We start from the raw sequence: 17480 nt of genomic DNA on the forward strand, positions 1-17480 counted from the left end.
TGCGAACGGCGCGGTGCAGGCTGAAGCAACTGGAGCGGCGGCCAGCTTGCAGGTGAATGCAGATGGCTCGTACACCTTCACCCTGGCAGACAACCTGCTGGTATCGGGTGAGGGAGAGAACGTAGTTAAGTTGCTGACCGATGGCTTTACCTTTGCGGCGCAGGATGGCGATGGCGACCCGGTGGTGGGTGGCATCAAGGTGAATGTAAACATCACCGATGATGTGCCGGTGGTTCGCAGTTTCAGCCTGAAGGAGGGCGTGAAACTGTTCGTGGACGAGTCGGTGGGCACTACCGGTTCGACTAAGGACGAATCTGGGCAGGCGACCAACAATGATGAGTCCGGCCAGAGAGTCGGTGTTATTGGCTACAAGAGCATCACCGGCGCCAGTCTGTTCAGTCTGACGGTAGACTCCGGCAGTGACGGTCAGGATGCCAGCAAGACCAAGTACGAACTGACCCTAAGCGCGCCGAGCGCCAACTCGGGCCTAGATGCGACAACAGGCGGCGACATCCTGTTGTCGAAGGAAGACGGCACTGGCGATATCCTTGGCACGGCTGACGGCACGGTTGTCTTCCGTCTGCATATGGATGCTGATGACGGCGACCTCACCCTGATTCAGTACAAGGCCATCAAGCACACCGACATCAGCAACAATCACGACTTCCTGGCCCAGATCAGCCAAGGGCTGGTAGGTGCCAAGGTGACGGTGTATGACAACGATGGCGATTCGGCCAGTTCCAACACTTTGGACTTGGGGCCGGTGCTTGGCTTTGAGGACGATGGCCCAGAAATCAGCAATGTGCAGGATGCGGTCTTGGCTAACTCTGCCAGTGGCTACTTCTCAGGTGGTTCGGTTGTCGATATTGGCACTGATGGTGCCGGCTGGGCTGATCTGACGGGTAACATCAGTGGGTGGGATGGTTCAAGCACTACCTATGCTGCCAGCGCGTTGACCTCAGGTGGGGCAACGGTTTACTACTACGTCAGTGCAGCCGATCCGAGCATCCTCTATGCCTATACCAGCACGGTGCCCGGCGCCTATACCGGTGGTGCCGGTCAGTCACTGATATTCACCTTGAGCCTGAATACGTCTGGTAATTATGTCATCGACATGAATGGCAAACTGGACAACGCTACCCAAGAATACTCGGCGACATTCTCGAATATTCCTGGCGGCAATCAGGATTATCTCGTGGTCAGTAATACCGGGGGCATCTACAAACCCGGAGAGGTTGTACCGGCCGGTCAGTTCGTAATCATGTCTATCGACTCATCAATAGACTCTGTCAATTCCAGTACTCAGGGGCTGGCGACAGACAATCAGTGGGTCGACGGCAGCGAGAAGCTGTATTTCGACTTCAGTGAGCCTGCCGTCAAGGTGTCGTTTGCCATTGACGTACAAACCGGCGCTACGACCAATAGCGTTAACTGGACTGTGTATGGCACCAACGCTAACGGTGAGTTGGTCACTGAAAGTGGCAGCACGCTGTTCACTGACGGTGTGCTTCAGCAGGTGCCGACGACCCTGACGGACATCACGCGAGTTGAACTGTCTGACAACGGTGGGGCTTACGGCTACCGGGTGCAGAAGGTCACGCTGGTCGATCGTGTAGACGAGAGCCCAGTAACGAGCAGCTTTGATCTGGCCGTCGTCGATGCCGACGGGGATAGGGATTCGGCCACACTTGATGTGACCTTTGAGCCTGTGGTTGCCCCGGTTCTGATTGTGGGCACCAATGCGGATGATGTTACCGGCAGCTCGGTGCCCTATGAGGTATCGGGCGGTGCCGGGGTTATTACCGGCAAGGGTGGCAATGATGTGTTGGTCGGGGACGTGGGGGGCACCACGCAGTTGCCCGGACAAAAGGCCAATATCGCTTTTGTACTGGATAACTCCGGCAGCATGCAGACCAATACCATTCAGTTCACCAATGCAAATGGCACCACAACGACCATGACTCGTCTGGATGCCATGAAACAGGCGGTGATAAGTTCACTGAATGGTCTCTATAACTCGGGCGCTGGTGATATTCGGGTGCATTTGGATACATTTGCGACCCAGGTTAATGGTTCCGGCACCTTCACCCTGACTTCCGGCGGTGTGGATAACGCAGCTCAACTGGCGGCCGCGATAGCTTTTGTCAATGCCATCACGGTGCCGGGCTCGGATGCTGCGCAATACACCAACTATGAAGCGGGTCTGGTGGCAGCGAATACCTGGATCGAGTCTGCAGGGGTAAATGCGCCTATAGCGGCGGCGGATGTCAATAAGGTCATCTTTGTCTCCGACGGTGAGCCCAACAGGGCGCTGCAAGGCAATGGAACCAGTTCGGTAGTTTCGTTAAGCACCACAGGGGCCATGAAACATGTGCTGGGTACCTATGACGTCTCCCCCAACAGCAATGATGATACTGTCAATGAGATCAACCTGATCGAGAACGTCGGCTCATCGACGGGACAGGCCTTTACCGTCGAGGCGGTTGGCATTCAGGTTAACGAAAGTGCGCGGAGCCTGCTGAGCCAAGTCGAGGGAGCTGGTGGCAGTGCTACCAATGTGACTAATGCCAATCAATTGAGCAGTGTGATTGGTCAGCTGACCGGTGGAAGTATCAACGCTAACTCGGTAGGCAACGACCATCTGGTCGGTGGTAACGGCAATGATGTGATGTTTGGTGATAGCATTCATGCAGACAATGTGGATGGTGGTTGGTTCGAGTTTGTTACAGACAATCCGGGCAAGAGTGGTGGGCAACTGCTCAACGAACTTTACAGTCAGCATGCAGTGTATGGTAAGGAGGGGGCTGTCGGTGGCGATGATACCCTTGAAGGTGGCGACGGTAATGATGTGCTTTATGGCCAAAAAGGGAATGACATCCTGATTGGCGGTGACGGTATCGACATTCTGATTGGTGGGACCGGGTCTGACATCCTCACTGGGGAGGCTGGCAAGGACACCTTCAAGTGGATGGCTGGGGATGTGGGTGGTACCGATGTGATCAAGGACTTCACTACCGGTACCGGTGGGGATGTGCTGGATCTGTCTGATCTGCTGGTTGGCGTACCAGCGCTGGGGGACAACGAAGACTTGGCAGCCGTGCTGATCAACTATCTGCAGTTCAACACGACCACCAAGACGTTGACGATAGATCCTGCCGGGGCCGGTGGGAGCCCGGAACTGACCATCCAGTTCCAGAACTCACTCGATCTCGCCTCGCTTGGGTCCAATCAGGATATCATCAAGCACTTGCTGGATGACGGTAACTTGAAGGTTGATCCGTAACCCTGTCTCGGGGCCGGGCTTGCCTGGCCCCTGTTTTTTCTCAAGGTGGATGGATAAGATAGCGGCCGTAGAAGAGAGGGTAATCATGCAGTCATTCAACTGGGTCGACATTGATGGCATCCGTTATAGCTGGGATGGACAGGGCAACATTACCTGCGCAGGCCAGTTTGGCTATCAGGCCTCGATCGCTGGTGATCGGCTGGATGGGATGGAGATAGAGAATGAGGCCGGTGATGTAGCGGGCTCGCTCTATGTTGACTTTGCAGCAGCCTCTATCACCTATGTGCCTGTTTTGGATACCGAGTCTGCCCATAACATGATTCTGGTTGGCCATGAGCAGGGTCAGCAGGAGTATCCGCTGGTCAGTTTTCACCCTCCGTTGTTACAAAGTTTGCTTGGGCCGTCTGATACCATCCCTTGGTCTGCGATGGAGGAGGCAAGTGGTGGCACCAATATCGGACAGGCGGTGCAAGGACACGTTCTGTCGTGGGACTCGTTCCATTTCGATGATGAGGTGTTGGTCTGTGGCGCGTCTCCTGCTCTGGATATGGCAAACCAGAGCCAGGATCCCGGCAGCATGGTCACCATTAGCCTCGATCTGACTAATCAGATACTGGATCAGCTCCCCCCCTTGCACGATATATGAATCCCGTAGCTGCACGGGCATAATGGCCTCAATCTTTCCGATTGAGGTTTTTTTCTATGTGGCGTCCCCTTCTTACTCTTTCCGCTCTGGTTGTCAGTGCTCCGCTGCTGGCGATTGAAGTGCCGCAAGCGCCCCATCTGGTGGTGAGTGGTTATGCCGAGCAGAAGACCGAACCCGATATGCTCACCCTCAATGTGGCGGTGAGTGCACTGGATAAGCAGGGCCTCAAGGCCAAGCAGCAGGTCGATACCAAGGTCGCAGCCTTTTTCAGCCAACTGGAAGGGCTGGGGATCAAGCGCAGCGATGTTGAGGCTGGCAACCTGATGGTCTCTCCGGAATATCAGTATGGCGAGAACAAGAAGCCGGTATTGCTGGGATACCGTGCCCAGCGGCAATTGGCGGTCAAACTCTATCAACTGGATAAATTGAGCCCCCTGATGGATACCGCCCTCAAAGCCGGGCTGGAGTCCGTATCCCAGATTGAGTACGGGTTGAAGTCGCCGCAGGTCATCAAGGAGCAGGCCCGTCTGAATGCCGTTGAGGATGCCAAAACCAAGGCTGAATCTCTGGCCAAGGCGTTCGGGATGAAGCTTGGCAAGGTCTACAGTGTGGAGTACCGCAATGCTTCGCCCATTACCGCCTACAGCCGCAACCTGAAGGTGGTGCAGGCCATGGCGATGGCTGCTCCCGCGCCGGATATGGCGGACAACAGCTATCAACAACAGCAGATCACGGTAAGTGATAATATCGAGGCTGTTTTCTTGCTGGAGTAATGCCCGTCGTTTAAGTCCAGTCATGAACAACCCCGCCATTTGCTGCGGGGTTTTTATTGCGCATCGATGCAGATATAAAAAAGCCGACGCTCGTGTTTACTAAATCGAGCATCGGCTTTTTGTTGTGCCGGGTTTATCAGGCGGTCACAGTATCAGCCTTGGTCGCTTCAGGTGCCGGGTTGCGGATGAGGTAATCAAACGCACCCAGTGCGGCGGTGGCGCCAGCACCCATGGAGATGATGATCTGCTTGAACGGTACCGTGGTGGCATCCCCTGCGGCGTAGACGCCGGGCAGGGAGGTCGCCCCTTTGGTATCGATCTCGATCTCGCCAAAGCGGGTCAGGGCTATCTCGCTCCCTTTCAGGAACTCGGTGTTCGGTACCAGACCGATCTGGACGAAGATGCCCGCTACCGCCAGGTGCTTGATCTCGCCGGTGGTGCGATCTTCGTAGTCCATACCGACCACCTTGCTGCCATCACCGATCACTTCGGTGGTGCGCGCGCTCATGATGATGTCGATATTGCTCATGGAGCGAGCCTTCTTCTGCAGCACTTCATCGGCACGCAGGGTGTCGGCGAACTCCACCACAGTCACATGCTCGACGATGCCAGCCAAGTCGATCGCTGCCTCGATGCCGGAGTTACCGCCACCGATCACAGCTACTCGCTTGCCCTTGAAGAAGGGACCATCGCAGTGCGGGCAGTAGGCCACGCCCTTGGTGCGGTACTCAAGCTCGCCCGGTACGTTCAGATCACGCCAGCGGGCACCGGTAGCCAGGATCACGGCGCGGCTCTTCAAAGTGGCGCCAGAGGCGAGATCCACATTCACATATCCATCTTTGCTGATGGCGGCGGCGCGCTGTTCAGTTATCACTTCCACGCCGTACTGTTTGACGTGCTGCTCCAGGCTGGCGGCCAGTTTGGGGCCTTCGGTGTAGGGCACGGAGATAAAGTTCTCGATACCGACGGTGTCCATCACCTGACCACCGAAACGCTCGGTAACGATGGCGGTGCGAATGCCTTTACGGGCGGCATAGATGGCCGCTGCGGCGCCAGCCGGGCCACCGCCCACCACCAGTACGTCGTAGGGATCTTTCTCATTCAGCTCGGCAGCCTTGCGCTCGGCGGCGCCGGTGTCGAGTTTGGCGACGATCTCTTCCAGCGAGATCCGGCCCTGGCTGAACGGTTGACCGTTCAGGTAGACATTCGGTACCGCCATGATTTGACGCTCATTGACCTCATTCTGGAACAGGGCGCCATCGATCATGGTGTGGGTGATACCGGGGTTCAGGGTCGCCATCAGGTTGAGGGCCTGTACTACGTCCGGGCAGTTGTGGCAGGAGAGGGAGATATAGGTCTCGAAGTGGAACTCACCCTTGAGATTGCGGATCTGCTCCTGCACGGCCGCATCGGCCTTGGAGGGGTGGCCGCCGCTTTGCAGCAGGGCGAGCACCAGAGAGGTAAATTCATGACCCATGGGGATGCCGGCAAAGTGAACGCGCGGGGCTTGGCCCTGCGGCGCGACACTCATGGAAGGCTTGCGAGCGGCAGTGCCAGAGGTCTGGGTGATCTTGGGGGACATCTCGGCGATCTCGCTGGCCAGTGCCAGCAGCTCTGCAGATTTGTCGCTGTCGTTACCGGACACGCTGATCTCGATGGGATTGACGATGTACTGCAGATAGGTGTTCAGCTGTTGTTTGAGGTTGGTATCCAACATGGTCGAATTCCTTCTTGTAATGGCGAGTTGGCATTAAATGTGAGTCGGTCTGCTTTCAGGCCTATTTGGCAATGCCGGAAAGCAGACCGGCCCTTATGCGGGCCGGTCTTGGAAGCGGGAGGCTTAGATCTTGCCTACCAGGTCCAGGGACGGGGCCAGAGTGGCTTCGCCTTCTTTCCATTTAGCCGGGCACACTTCACCCGGGTGGGAAGCAACGTACTGGGCCGCTTTGACTTTGCGCAGCAGTTCCAGTGCGTCACGGCCGATGCCGCCAGCGTTGATCTCGACGATCTGGATGATGCCCTGCGGGTCAATCACGAAGGTACCGCGGTCAGCCAGACCAGCTTCTTCGATCATCACGCCGAAGTTGCGGGTGATGGTACCAGTCGGGTCACCAATCATCGGGTACTGGATCTTCTGAATGGTGTCAGAAGTGTCGTGCCATGCTTTGTGAGTGAAGTGGGTATCGGTAGAGACAGAGTAGATCTCGACGCCCAGTTTCTGGAATTCAGCGTAGTTGTCAGCCAGGTCGCCCAGCTCGGTCGGGCAAACGAAGGTGAAGTCAGCCGGGTAGAAGAAGACCACGGACCACTTGCCTTTCAGGTCAGCGTCAGACACCTGAACGAATTTGCCATTGTGGTAGGCGGTAGCATTGAACGGCTTGATTTCAGTGTTGATGTAGGTAGACATGTAATTGCTCCTTGGTGATGTACATATGCCGGTCTGGTGTTGAAGAGTCTTGCCAGACGAGGCGCTTAACTTTCGATGGATTCATCATAGGGGCTTCCGCTAATCGATAAAAGCCGCAATTTTGAATCGCTTAAATCTACTTATTAGATAACTCACTATGGCTGTACCTAACATGAATATCTCTGGCCTACTGAGATAACTCCTTGTCGTGGTTCAATATCTGTGCGCTACATCGCCTTTTCAAGGCATAAGAAAGGGTGTGCAGAGCCACGATGACGCGATGAGATAAACGGTGGTGCAAAGATATGGAGCAAACAGATGGCGCAGGAGGTTGAGGCCGCTGCTCGCAGCGATGGAGTTGTGCTGACAAGGGGGAGAGCAGAAAACGCGGATAAAAAAATCCCGGCGCTATCGCAACGACAGGGCCGGGTCATCAAACAAGGAATGGCTATATAAACAAATGCTTTACAGCAAAGACTAACTACGGGGTGTGCAAACTTGCAGACATATGAGAGGAAGATAATGGGTGCACAATCCCTCGTCTCCCCCTCGGCAACTATTGCATGAGAGGGATGATAGTGTGACGCAGATCACAAGGCAAGTATTTGGTGTAATTTTTCAATCAAAATGAAAGTGTTTCATCATTTCAGCTTATTTTGACGGCTGAAAACGCTTTTATTGTAATTTAATTACAGCCAGATCTATCAAAAGTCGATAGGTGGTTCCTGCTCTTCCATCAATTCCAGCAGGTTGATGGCCACGGCAATGAAGTCCGACTCGGTGACAATGCCGATCAGCTTGCGTCCTTTGAGTACCGGCAGGCAGCCATATCTGTGTCGCTGCAGGTAAAGTGCCGCCTCCTTGATACCGGCGTGAGGATCTACGCTCGCCACTTGCCGTGTCATGATCTCGTCGAGTTGTACGCTGTCGGTAAATTCGGCTTCCCGCTCCGGGCTGATGAGCAGCAGCTTGGATTCCCGGGTGGCCAGGATATCGGTGAGGGTCACCAGCCCCAGCAGGTGGTGCTGCTCGTCGACGATGGGAATGTGGCGGATCCGCTCCTGCTGCATCAGGTCCATCGCCTGTTTGACACTGTTTGACGGACCCAGAGTGAAGGGATGTTCGGTCATGATTTCGGATAGGGTCATCATGGTGGGCCTCCTTGTGTATCTGCTTTCACCCTAGCCCAGCGCCCATTGGCAAAACATGATCAGGGTCAATACAGAACATTAAAGAATCATTAACCGGAGGTGTGTCTCAATATTGCTCGCTACCCCTTGTCTCTCTTGGGTTTTTGGTCTTTTGGGTTGCCTTGGAAGATGGGGATAACTAGACTAGCCGCCGATTCCCCCCGAGGTGAAAGATGCAAGTATCCGATTTTCATTTTGATCTGCCAGACGAGCTGATTGCCCGCTATCCGATGGCAGAGCGTACCGCCAGCCGCCTGTTGCAGCTCGATGGTCAAACTGGCGCCCTGCGCCACGGTCAATTTGTGGATGTGCTGGATCAGCTCAATCCGGGTGACCTGCTGGTATTCAATAACACCCGTGTCATTCCGGCGCGCATGTTTGGCCAGAAGGCCAGCGGCGGCAAGCTGGAGGTACTGGTCGAGCGCATTCTGGACGAGCACAGCGTGCTTGCCCATGTCCGTGCCTCCAAGGCGCCCAAGCCCGGCACCCGGATGATCATGGATGGTGGTGTGGAGGCAGAGATGCGCGCCCGCCACGACGCCCTGTTCGAGATCCACTTCCTCGACCCGCGTCCGGTGCTGGAGATTTTGGAGGCCATCGGCCACATGCCGCTGCCCCCCTATATCGACCGTCCCGACGAGGATGCCGACAAGGAGCGCTACCAGACCGTTTACAATCAAAAGCCGGGCGCCGTCGCGGCGCCGACCGCCGGCCTGCACTTTGATGAGCCGCTACTTGAGAAAATTCGGGCCAAAGGGGTTGAAACGGCCTTCGTCACCCTGCATGTAGGGGCGGGGACCTTCCAGCCGGTGCGGGTTGAGAAGATTGAAGATCACCATATGCACTCCGAGTATGCGGAAGTGCCGCAAGAGGTGGTGGATGCCATCGCGGCCACCCGTGCCCGTGGTGGCCGGGTGATTGCGGTGGGGACCACGTCGGTCCGTTCGCTGGAGAGCGCGGCCAAGGTCACCCTGGCACAGGGCAAACCGCTGGCGCCCTTCTTTAGTGACACCGACATCTTCATCTTCCCTGGCTATCAGTTTCAGATTGTCGATGCCATGGTCACCAACTTCCATCTGCCGGAGTCGACCCTGATCATGCTGGTCAGCGCCTTTGCCGGTTATGACAACGTGATGGCGGCCTATCAGGCAGCCGTGGCCGGGCAGTACCGTTTCTTCAGCTACGGGGACGCCATGTTCGTCACCCGTCGCCAGGTTGAAGCATAAGCTTCAGCTTATTTACCGGGCCGTGAGCGGCCCTCCTATTGTCAGACTGTTTATCTGACGCAGCCGAGGTAGCAATGAAATTTGAACTGAAAACCACCGACGGCCGTGCCCGTCGCGGTCAACTGGTCTTCGAACGTGGTGTGGTACAAACGCCGGCCTTTATGCCGGTCGGGACCTACGGCACCGTCAAGGGGATGACCCCTGAAGAAGTGCGTGAAACCGGCGCCCAGATCCTGCTGGGTAACACCTTCCACCTCTGGCTGCGCCCGGGTCAGGAAGTGATGCGTGCCCACGGCGATCTGCATGACTTCATGAACTGGCAGGGCCCGATCCTGACCGACTCCGGTGGTTTCCAGGTGTTCAGCTTGGGCCATATTCGCAAGATCACCGAAGCGGGCGTCCACTTCCGTCACCCCATCAATGGCGAGAAGATCTTCCTCGACCCCGAGAAGTCCATGGAGATCCAGTACGATCTGGGCTCCGACATCGTGATGATCTTCGACGAGTGCACCCCGTACCCGGCCACTTATGAAGAAGCGCGCAAGTCCATGGAGATGTCCCTGCGCTGGGGCAAGCGTTCCCGCGACAAGTTTGATGCGCTGGGCAACAAGAACGCCCTGTTCGGCATCATTCAGGGCTCGGTCTACGAAGATCTGCGTGATGTCTCCCTCAAGGGGCTGCTGGAGATCGGTTTCGACGGTTATGCGGTCGGTGGTCTGGCCGTGGGTGAACCCAAAGAGGACATGCACCGCATCCTCGAGCACGTCTGCCCGAAAATCCCGGCCGACAAGCCGCGCTACCTGATGGGGGTCGGCAAGCCGGAAGATCTGGTGGAAGGGGTGCGCCGTGGTATCGACATGTTCGACTGCGTCATGCCGACTCGCAACGCCCGCAACGGCCACCTGTTTACCACCGATGGCGTAGTGAAGATCCGCAACGCCCAGCACCGCAACGACACCAGCACCCTGGATGCCGAGTGCGATTGCTACACCTGCAAAAACTACAGCCGCAGCTACCTGCATCATCTGGACAAGTGCAACGAGATCCTCGGTGCCCGTCTGAATACGATTCATAACCTGCGTTATTACCAACGCGTGATGCAGGGTTTGCGGGACGCGATCGAGCAGGGTAAATTAGACGACTTTGTAACAGAGTTTTACCGTCGGCAAGGGAAGCCTGTGCCTCCGTTAGCTGAAAATGACGTTAAATAACAACAACATATAATTTTGTTTTTTTTAATCTACATCAATAAGAGGTTGTTAAATGAGCATTATCTCCAAGGCGTATGCAGAAGGCGCAGCACCGGGTGCACAGGGTGGTGGTATGGAAATGATCATCATGCTGGCCGTATTCGGCCTGATCTTCTACTTCATGATCTATCGTCCCCAGGCCAAGCGTGCCAAGGATCATCGCAATCTGATGAGCTCCTTGTCCAAGGGTGATGAAGTGCTCACTTCCGGTGGCCTGGTTGGCAAAATTGCCAAAGTGGCTGCAGACAGCGATTACCTGGTGATCGCCCTGAACGACCAGACTCAAGTCACCATCAAAAAGGACTTCGTCTCTGCCGTTCTGCCCAAGGGTTCTATCCAGTCCCTTTAATCTCCCAAGGAGCACAGCGTGTTGAATCGCTATCCGCTGTGGAAATACCTGATGGTGATCCTGGTGATCGCCATCGGTTTTCTATATGCAGCCCCCAATCTTTACGGCGAAGATCCGGCTTTGCAGGTTTCTGCCAGCCGTGGTGCCGAAGTCAAGCTAGATACTCTTGATCTGGTGAAAGAGACCCTTGAAGCGGCCAAGATCCCGGTCAAACATGCTGCATTCGAGCACGGTTTTATCCTGATCCGTTTCCAGAACACAGAAGACCAGCTGAAAGCGCGCGATATCGTTGCCAACAAGCTGGGTGACAACTTCATTACCGCACTCAACCTGGCACCTTCCACTCCCGCCTGGCTCGAAGCCATCGGTGCGGCGCCTCTGAAGCTGGGTCTTGATCTGCGCGGTGGTGTGCACTTCCTGATGGAAGTGGACATGGCCGAAGCACTGACCAAGCAGCAAGAGCAGATGGTGCAGGATTTTCGCACCGAGCTGCGCAACCAGAAGATCCGTTACTCCGGCGTGCGCCGGGTCGGTGATCTGGTGCAGGTGATCTTCCGTGACGAAGCCGATCAGGAACGCGCTGTTTCTCATCTGCGTCGTCAGAACCCTGATTTGACCTTCACTACCGAGCAGAAAGGGGATGAGTTCATCCTGCAGGCTGGTCTGAGCGAAGCCAAGATCAAGGAAGTGAAGAAGTACGCCCTCGAGCAGAACATCACCATCATCCGTAACCGGGTCAACGAACTGGGCGTGGCCGAGCCGCTGGTACAACAGCAAGGCGCCGAGCGCATTGTCGTTGAACTGCCCGGTATTCAGGATACCGCCCGCGCCAAGGAGATCCTGGGTGCAACCGCGACCCTGGAATTCCACATGGTCGATGAGACTGCCGACATCCAGGCTGCGGCCGATGGCCGTGTCCCGCCCAGCTCCAAGGTCTACAACGATCGCAATGGTCGTCCCGTGGTGCTGCAAAAGCGGGTGATCCTGACCGGTGACCACATCGTGGGTGCCCAGTCCGGTTTCGACGAGTACAGCCGTCCCCAGGTCAACATCAAGCTGGATGGCCAGGGTGGCAACAAGATGGCCAACTTTACCAAGGATAACGTCGGTAAAGGGATGGCGACCGTCTTCATCGAGTACAAGCCGGTCGGTCAACCGGGTCCGGATGGCAAGCGCAAGTTCCGCAAGCAGGAGGAGGTGATCAACGTCGCCACCATCCAGTCGCGTCTTGGCAGCCAGTTCCGTATCACAGGTATCGACAACGCCAACGAAGCCCACAACCTGGCGCTGCTGCTGCGTGCCGGTGCCCTGATCGCCCCGATCCAGATCGTGGAAGAGCGCACCATCGGCCCGAGCCTGGGTCAACAGAACATCGACAGCGGTATGGAAGCCATCGGCTGGGCCATGCTGGTGATCGTGCTGTTCATGGGGATCTACTACCGCGCGTTCGGCTGGGTTGCCAACCTGGCGCTCTGTATGAACCTGGTGTTGATTGTCGGCATCATGTCGATGATCCCGGGGGCCACGATGACATTGCCGGGTATCGCCGGTATCGTCTTGACGCTGGGTATGGCGGTGGATGCCAACGTACTGATCTACGAGCGTATTCGTGAAGAGATCCGCAACGGTCGCGGTGTTCAGCAAGCCATCCATCTGGGCTTTGATCGGGCATTCTCCACCATCGCCGACTCCAACGTCACCTCGCTGATCACCTGCGTGATCCTGTTCGGTATCGGCACCGGCGCAATCAAGGGCTTTGCCCTGACGCTGGGCATTGGTCTGACCGCCTCCATGTTTACTGCCATCACAGTTTCCCGTGCCATTATCAACCTGGCTTGGGGTGGACGGCGTATCGACAAGCTGCCCATCTGAGGATAGAGAGATGTTTCAGATTCTACATTTTGAAAAACCGATCCCGTTTATGCGCTATGCCAAGCCGGGTGTGGTTTTCTCTTCCGTGCTGATGGTGGTAGCCCTGTTCTTCCTGTTTGATCGGGGGCTGAACTGGGGTCTGGACTTTACCGGTGGTACCACCATCGAGGTGGGGTTCCAGCAGTCGGTGAGCCTGGACAAGATCCACGACGCTCTGGAAGAGCAGAAGATTGAAGGGGCAACCCTGCAACACTTTGGCTCCAGCCGTGACGTATTGTTCCGCCTGACTCCGGAAGAGGGTGTCAAGGTCGAACAGCAAGGTAATGAAGTGCTGGCGGCGGCCAAGCTGCTCGATGAGGGCGCTGTGCTCAAGCGGGTCGAGTTCGTCGGTCCTTCGGTGGGTGATGAACTGGCGACAGACGGTGCGCTGGCGATGCTGGCCTCCATCCTCTGTATCCTGGCCTACGTGGCAGTGCGTTTCGAATGGCGTCTGGCGTTGGGGGGCATTCTCTCCCTGGTACACGACGTGGTGATCACGCTGGGTGTCTTTGCCTACTTCCAGTACGAGTTCGACCTGACCGTACTGGCGGCGCTGATGACCCTGGTGGGTTACTCCCTTAACGATACTATCGTGGTGTTCGACCGCTTGCGGGAGAACTTCCGCAAGGTGCGTAAAGGGGATACCGAATACATTCTGGATCTCTCCATGACCGAGACCCTGAGTCGTACCATCATCACCTCCGGCCTCACCTTTATCGTGGTGCTGGCGCTGCTGCTCAAGGGCGGTGCACTGATCCACGGTTTTGCCGTGGCCATGGTGATCGGTGTGGCGTTCGGTACCTACTCCTCCATCTATGTGGCGAGTGCGTTTGCCATGTTCCTCGGCGTCAAGCGCGAGCACATGCTGCCCACCCAAGTAGAGAAAGAGGGTGCGGACCAACAGGAAATTCTGCCGTAACAGTGAAGAGCGCCTCATGGCGCTCTTTTCTTATCTCTGCGTGTTGTTTGCTGACGCACATGATTTAAACAACAGGAGTTTGTCATGCATCACAATCCCCGTTTTTTGGCGCTGGTTGACGGGATCCGCTCCCGCATCACCGAAACCGATGTTCACCAGATCAAGCGCTGGCAGGACGAAGGGCGCACGTTTCACCTGATCGACGTGCGGGAAGAGAGCGAGTGGGCCAGGGGCCATCTGCCCGGAGCCCGATATCTGGGTCGTGGCGTGATTGAGCGGGATATCGAGACCCAGTTCCCGGATCTCGAGACCGAGCTCTACCTCTATTGTGGTGGTGGTTTTCGCTCCATTCTGGCGGCGGACAACCTGCAACAGATGGGTTATCGCAAGGTGATCAGCGTCGACGGCGGCTTTCGCGGTTGGTGCGATGCCGGATACCCTGTCGAATCCTGATTTATTTGAGGTAGAGGGGCACAGCTACATGACAAAGCGGCAGTTGACCTTTACCATATGCGGGGTCAAGCGTAAGCGTCGGAGTGTTCATTGAACGTCAGGAAAGGGATTGGATACCTCCTCGGTATCCTGTTGTTGCTTCCCATGTGGGGTTGCAGCAGTAGCAGTCAGGTTAACACCCCCAAGGTTCCCAAGCCGCAGCCTGCTTCACTGGTGTTGGCGACCCCCCTGCAGGTCTCCTACCAGAGTGAGCTGGCGCTTGCCCGACTCGGGCAGATGCTCAGTGAAATGGAACTGACCACCGAGCAACGGGCAGAGTTGTTCTATGAACGTGCCGTGGTGTTTGATCGGGTTGGTCTGCGTTCCCTCGCGCGGCTCGATTTCAACCGTGCCCTGAGGGAGAAACCGGATTTCGCTGAAGCCTACAACTTCATCGGCGTCTATCTGGTACAGCAGCAGAATTACGACGAAGCCTATGATGCGTTCGATTCCGCCCTCGAACTGGCGCCGGACTATGACTATGCCTATCTCAACCGTGGCATCGCCCTCTATTACGGCAACCGTCCCGAACTGGCTGCGGCCGATATGAAGCGTTTCTACGAGGCGCAGCCGGAAGACCCCTATCGGGTGATCTGGCTCTATCTGGCCGAGCAGAAACTCGACCCGTCGGCCGCCATGAGCCGGATGCGCGAGCGTCTCAACAAGTACGATGACGATGCCTGGAACTGGGATCTGGTGCGCCTTTATACCGGCGAGATCAACGCTTCCCAGCTGATGGGCAACGTGGTGAAAGGGGTGAAGGATAACCGGGAGCTTGCCGAGCGCCTGTGTGAAACCTACTTCTATCTGGGCAAGTTCGAGCTGGGCAAAGGCAACCGCAAGGAAGCCATCAGCTACTTCAAGCTGGCCTTATCCAACAACGTCTATGACTTCATCGAGCACCGCTATGCGCTGCTGGAGCTGGAGTTGATGGCGCGCAAGCCCTTGCCGCCAGGTGCCCAGAGCGCTCGTAACAAGGGTGATCAGCCCTCCTGATCTACTGCCAGATAGTGGTAAAAAAGGCCTCGCGATGAGGCCTTTTTGTTGGGCAAATAGCGGGTTTACTCCACCAGGCTCATGCCGGGGATCTGACGCCAGTAGCCGTTGCAATCGCTTCCTTGCTGCAAGGAGAGGGGTGCCTGGCCCTGCCGGTTGGCTTTGAAGCGGGCCAGCATCTCCAGCGTCTCCATCCCTTGCGGCGAAAGCCTGACCACATCTACCAGACCTTCCATACCAGCCAGCTCGTTACCCAGGTTGTAGCAGTAACCGGACTGGGTCTGGATCCCGTTGAGATTGAACACCCGCTGCCCCTCGCGGCTGTTGGCCAGTCGTCCGGTGGGGTAGTTGATGCAGGCGAGCTCGCAGTTGTCCTTGGGCTTGTCGAGGGATCGGGCGGTGAAGCAGCGCGCCGAGTAGGCGAGCGGCAGATGGCCGTAGGCAAACACCTCCACCTCAAATTGGTCGCGCAGGGGGCCCAGATCCTGATTGAGCTGGATCAGCCAGTCACGGGAGAGCTCCACCGGCATGACCCAGCGTTTCATCCCCTGTTTGAGCAGCATGCGCAGCACATCGGCGTTATAGGCGTTGATGGCGGGACCACAGACGAAGGGGATCCCTGCCTCCCAGGCGAGTTGCACCGTACCGAGATCGTTGGCTTCGACCATCAGGTCGCCATTGTCGACCAGCCGCTTCACCTCCTTGAGCTCGGAAGGGGCGGAGATAAGGGCGAGGGTCGAGAGCACCACCTGCTTGTCGGAGCAGGCCATCTGACGGGCCAGCGCAATCCAGTCATCGACTGTGAGTTCGCGCCGCTTGCTGCAGACGGTCTCCCCCAGATAGATGATGTCGGCCTGACTGTCGGCAGCGGCATGGTAAAAGGCTTCGGTATCGGCTTTGGGCCAGTAGAAGAGCAGAGGCCCGAGAGAAAATTGCATGGGTGGACTCCTTATTGCCACTGACGATGGTAGGCGCCGAGGGTAGTCTGGCTACCTTCGGAGACGCGGGCGAGCTGGGCATCCCACTCAGCTTTGACCTGATAGGCCTCGGGATTGGCCTGATAGGCATCGATGGCCGCACGCCACACCCGGGTCACTTGCTCCACATAGGCGGGGCTGCGTTGGCGCCCTTCAATCTTGACCGACTGGATCCCGGTCTTGAACAGCTCGGGCAGGAGACCCAGGGTATTGAGACTGGTGGGCTCTTCCAGCGCGTGGTAGGTCTGGCCATCCACGTCGAAACGCCCCTTGCACAGGGTCGGGTAACCGGCATTTTCGCCCGGGCCATAGCGGTCGATCAGCACCTCGTTGAGTCGCGACTCGAGACCATTCGGGGTCTCTTCCCAACGGACGAACTTGGCCGGTGAGCAGGCGCCGACGGTGTTGGGACTCTCGCCAGTCATGTAGGAGGAGAGATAGCAGCGCCCCTCGGCCATGATGCAGAGGCTGCCAAAGGCGAACACCTCAAGGCCAACATCGGTCTCGCGGGCCAGCTGCTTGACCTGATGCATGGAGAGCACCCGGGGCAGCACCACCCGTGTGACATTGAATTGCTGCTGATAGAAGCGAATGGCGGCGGCATTGGTGGCGCTGGCCTGCACCGAGACATGGAGTTCCATCTCGGGGTAGTGGCGGCTGGCATATTCCAGCACAGCGAGATCGGCGATGATTAACGCATCGGCGCCGAGGGCCACCCCGCGATCAACCGCCTGTTTCCATCGAGTATCGGCCCCGGGATGGGCAAAGGTATTGATGGCAATATGCAGCTTGCGACCATGTTGATGCACATAATCTACCGCCTTCTCCAGTTTGCTGTCGGTAAAGTTGAGACCGGCAAAGTGGCGGGCATTGGTGTCATCCTTGAAACCGATATAAACGGCATCGGCCCCGTTATCCACGGCGGTTTTCAGTGCCGGCAAACTGCCTGCCGGACAGAGTAATTCCATTGGTACGCTCCGAGAGTGCATATGAAGGGCAAACGAGCCCTGATTGTATGCAGCCATGCACTCCCGCTTTTTGACCTGAGGCAGCTTTGTGTG

The 17480-nt window shown here is 56.8% G+C and carries 15 protein-coding genes; 10 read left to right on the top strand and 5 right to left on the bottom strand.

The features are described from left to right. The 3 genes from ACB040_RS00005 to ACB040_RS00015 form a co-directional block, all read left to right on the top strand. Nucleotides 1–3283, top strand: a 3283-nt coding sequence (locus ACB040_RS00005) for a DUF5801 repeats-in-toxin domain-containing protein (protein ID WP_371153969.1), incomplete at its 5' end; no start/stop codon positions are given. Nucleotides 3284–3368: 85 nt separating this feature from the next. After that, complete coding sequence (locus tag ACB040_RS00010; protein ID WP_371153967.1) at nt 3369–3929, top strand: hypothetical protein; 561 nt, start codon at nt 3369–3371, stop codon at nt 3927–3929. A gap of 56 nt (nt 3930–3985) precedes the next feature. Beyond that, complete coding sequence (locus ACB040_RS00015; RefSeq protein WP_021229694.1) at nt 3986–4702, top strand: SIMPL domain-containing protein; 717 nt, start codon at nt 3986–3988, stop codon at nt 4700–4702. 136 nt (nt 4703–4838) lie between these two features. Here ACB040_RS00015 and ahpF read toward each other — a convergent pair whose 3' ends face one another. The 3 genes from ahpF to ACB040_RS00030 form a co-directional block, all read right to left on the bottom strand. Beyond that, entirely contained in the window at nt 4839–6419 is a 1581-nt protein-coding gene (ahpF, locus tag ACB040_RS00020) for an alkyl hydroperoxide reductase subunit F (RefSeq protein ID WP_371153965.1), read from the bottom strand. A gap of 123 nt (nt 6420–6542) precedes the next feature. Next, the gene (ahpC, locus tag ACB040_RS00025) at nt 6543–7109 is read right to left on the bottom strand and encodes an alkyl hydroperoxide reductase subunit C (RefSeq protein ID WP_005337335.1); all 567 of its coding nucleotides are present in this window, start codon (nt 7107–7109) and stop codon (nt 6543–6545) included. Nucleotides 7110–7813: 704 nt separating this feature from the next. Further along, nucleotides 7814–8260 carry a CBS domain-containing protein gene (locus ACB040_RS00030; RefSeq protein WP_041235032.1) on the bottom strand — a complete coding sequence of 149 codons (447 nt, stop codon included), beginning with the start codon at nt 8258–8260 and terminating at the stop codon, nt 7814–7816. Nucleotides 8261–8472: 212 nt separating this feature from the next. Between ACB040_RS00030 and queA the strand changes: the two genes are divergently transcribed. The 7 genes from queA to nlpI all read left to right on the top strand — a co-directional run bounded on the left by queA (nt 8473) and on the right by nlpI (nt 15442). Next, the gene (gene queA, locus ACB040_RS00035; protein ID WP_005344678.1) at nt 8473–9525 is read left to right on the top strand and encodes a tRNA preQ1(34) S-adenosylmethionine ribosyltransferase-isomerase QueA; all 1053 of its coding nucleotides are present in this window, start codon (nt 8473–8475) and stop codon (nt 9523–9525) included. Between the two features lie 74 nt (nt 9526–9599). Continuing rightward, nucleotides 9600–10736, top strand: coding sequence for a tRNA guanosine(34) transglycosylase Tgt (gene tgt / locus ACB040_RS00040; RefSeq protein ID WP_005337329.1), 1137 nt, complete (start codon nt 9600–9602; stop codon nt 10734–10736). Between the two features lie 52 nt (nt 10737–10788). Next, the gene (gene yajC, locus ACB040_RS00045) at nt 10789–11124 is read left to right on the top strand and encodes a preprotein translocase subunit YajC (protein ID WP_005337327.1); all 336 of its coding nucleotides are present in this window, start codon (nt 10789–10791) and stop codon (nt 11122–11124) included. Nucleotides 11125–11142: 18 nt separating this feature from the next. Continuing rightward, complete coding sequence (secD, locus tag ACB040_RS00050) at nt 11143–12996, top strand: protein translocase subunit SecD (protein ID WP_371153961.1); 1854 nt, start codon at nt 11143–11145, stop codon at nt 12994–12996. 10 nt (nt 12997–13006) lie between these two features. Further along, nucleotides 13007–13954: a protein translocase subunit SecF gene (secF, locus tag ACB040_RS00055; protein ID WP_371153959.1), complete on the top strand. Its 948-nt coding sequence runs from the start codon at nt 13007–13009 to the stop codon at nt 13952–13954. 84 nt (nt 13955–14038) lie between these two features. Continuing rightward, nucleotides 14039–14407, top strand: a complete 369-nt coding sequence (locus ACB040_RS00060) for a rhodanese-like domain-containing protein (protein WP_005351016.1) — start codon at nt 14039–14041, stop codon at nt 14405–14407. 90 nt (nt 14408–14497) lie between these two features. After that, on the top strand, nt 14498–15442 hold the full coding sequence (gene nlpI / locus ACB040_RS00065) for a lipoprotein NlpI (protein WP_005351017.1): 945 nt from the start codon (nt 14498–14500) through the stop codon (nt 15440–15442). A gap of 65 nt (nt 15443–15507) precedes the next feature. On the opposite strand, the gene ACB040_RS00070 is transcribed toward nlpI, so the two are convergent. Then, nucleotides 15508–16380, bottom strand: coding sequence for a U32 family peptidase (locus tag ACB040_RS00070; RefSeq protein WP_371153956.1), 873 nt, complete (start codon nt 16378–16380; stop codon nt 15508–15510). Between the two features lie 11 nt (nt 16381–16391). Continuing rightward, the gene (locus tag ACB040_RS00075; protein ID WP_042080116.1) at nt 16392–17387 is read right to left on the bottom strand and encodes a peptidase U32 family protein; all 996 of its coding nucleotides are present in this window, start codon (nt 17385–17387) and stop codon (nt 16392–16394) included. Nucleotides 17388–17480 lie beyond the last annotated feature (93 nt).

Source organism: Aeromonas sp. S11(2024) (assembly GCF_041402345.1).
Classification (GTDB): Bacteria; Pseudomonadota; Gammaproteobacteria; order Enterobacterales; family Aeromonadaceae; genus Aeromonas; species Aeromonas veronii.

What these genes read in the sequence shown, in the direction of transcription:
- ACB040_RS00030 (WP_041235032.1), bottom strand. Translation starts at nt 8,260, where the DNA reads ATGATGACCCTATCCGAAATCATGACCGAACATCCCTTCACTCTGGGT.
- ACB040_RS00070 (WP_371153956.1), bottom strand. Translation starts at nt 16,380, where the DNA reads ATGCAATTTTCTCTCGGGCCTCTGCTCTTCTACTGGCCCAAAGCCGAT.
- ACB040_RS00015 (WP_021229694.1), top strand. Translation starts at nt 3,986, where the DNA reads ATGTGGCGTCCCCTTCTTACTCTTTCCGCTCTGGTTGTCAGTGCTCCG.
- queA (WP_005344678.1), top strand. Translation starts at nt 8,473, where the DNA reads ATGCAAGTATCCGATTTTCATTTTGATCTGCCAGACGAGCTGATTGCC.
- ACB040_RS00060 (WP_005351016.1), top strand. Translation starts at nt 14,039, where the DNA reads ATGCATCACAATCCCCGTTTTTTGGCGCTGGTTGACGGGATCCGCTCC.
- ACB040_RS00010 (WP_371153967.1), top strand. Translation starts at nt 3,369, where the DNA reads ATGCAGTCATTCAACTGGGTCGACATTGATGGCATCCGTTATAGCTGG.
- yajC (WP_005337327.1), top strand. Translation starts at nt 10,789, where the DNA reads ATGAGCATTATCTCCAAGGCGTATGCAGAAGGCGCAGCACCGGGTGCA.
- secF (WP_371153959.1), top strand. Translation starts at nt 13,007, where the DNA reads ATGTTTCAGATTCTACATTTTGAAAAACCGATCCCGTTTATGCGCTAT.
- ACB040_RS00075 (WP_042080116.1), bottom strand. Translation starts at nt 17,387, where the DNA reads ATGGAATTACTCTGTCCGGCAGGCAGTTTGCCGGCACTGAAAACCGCC.
- tgt (WP_005337329.1), top strand. Translation starts at nt 9,600, where the DNA reads ATGAAATTTGAACTGAAAACCACCGACGGCCGTGCCCGTCGCGGTCAA.
- ahpC (WP_005337335.1), bottom strand. Translation starts at nt 7,109, where the DNA reads ATGTCTACCTACATCAACACTGAAATCAAGCCGTTCAATGCTACCGCC.
- ahpF (WP_371153965.1), bottom strand. Translation starts at nt 6,419, where the DNA reads ATGTTGGATACCAACCTCAAACAACAGCTGAACACCTATCTGCAGTAC.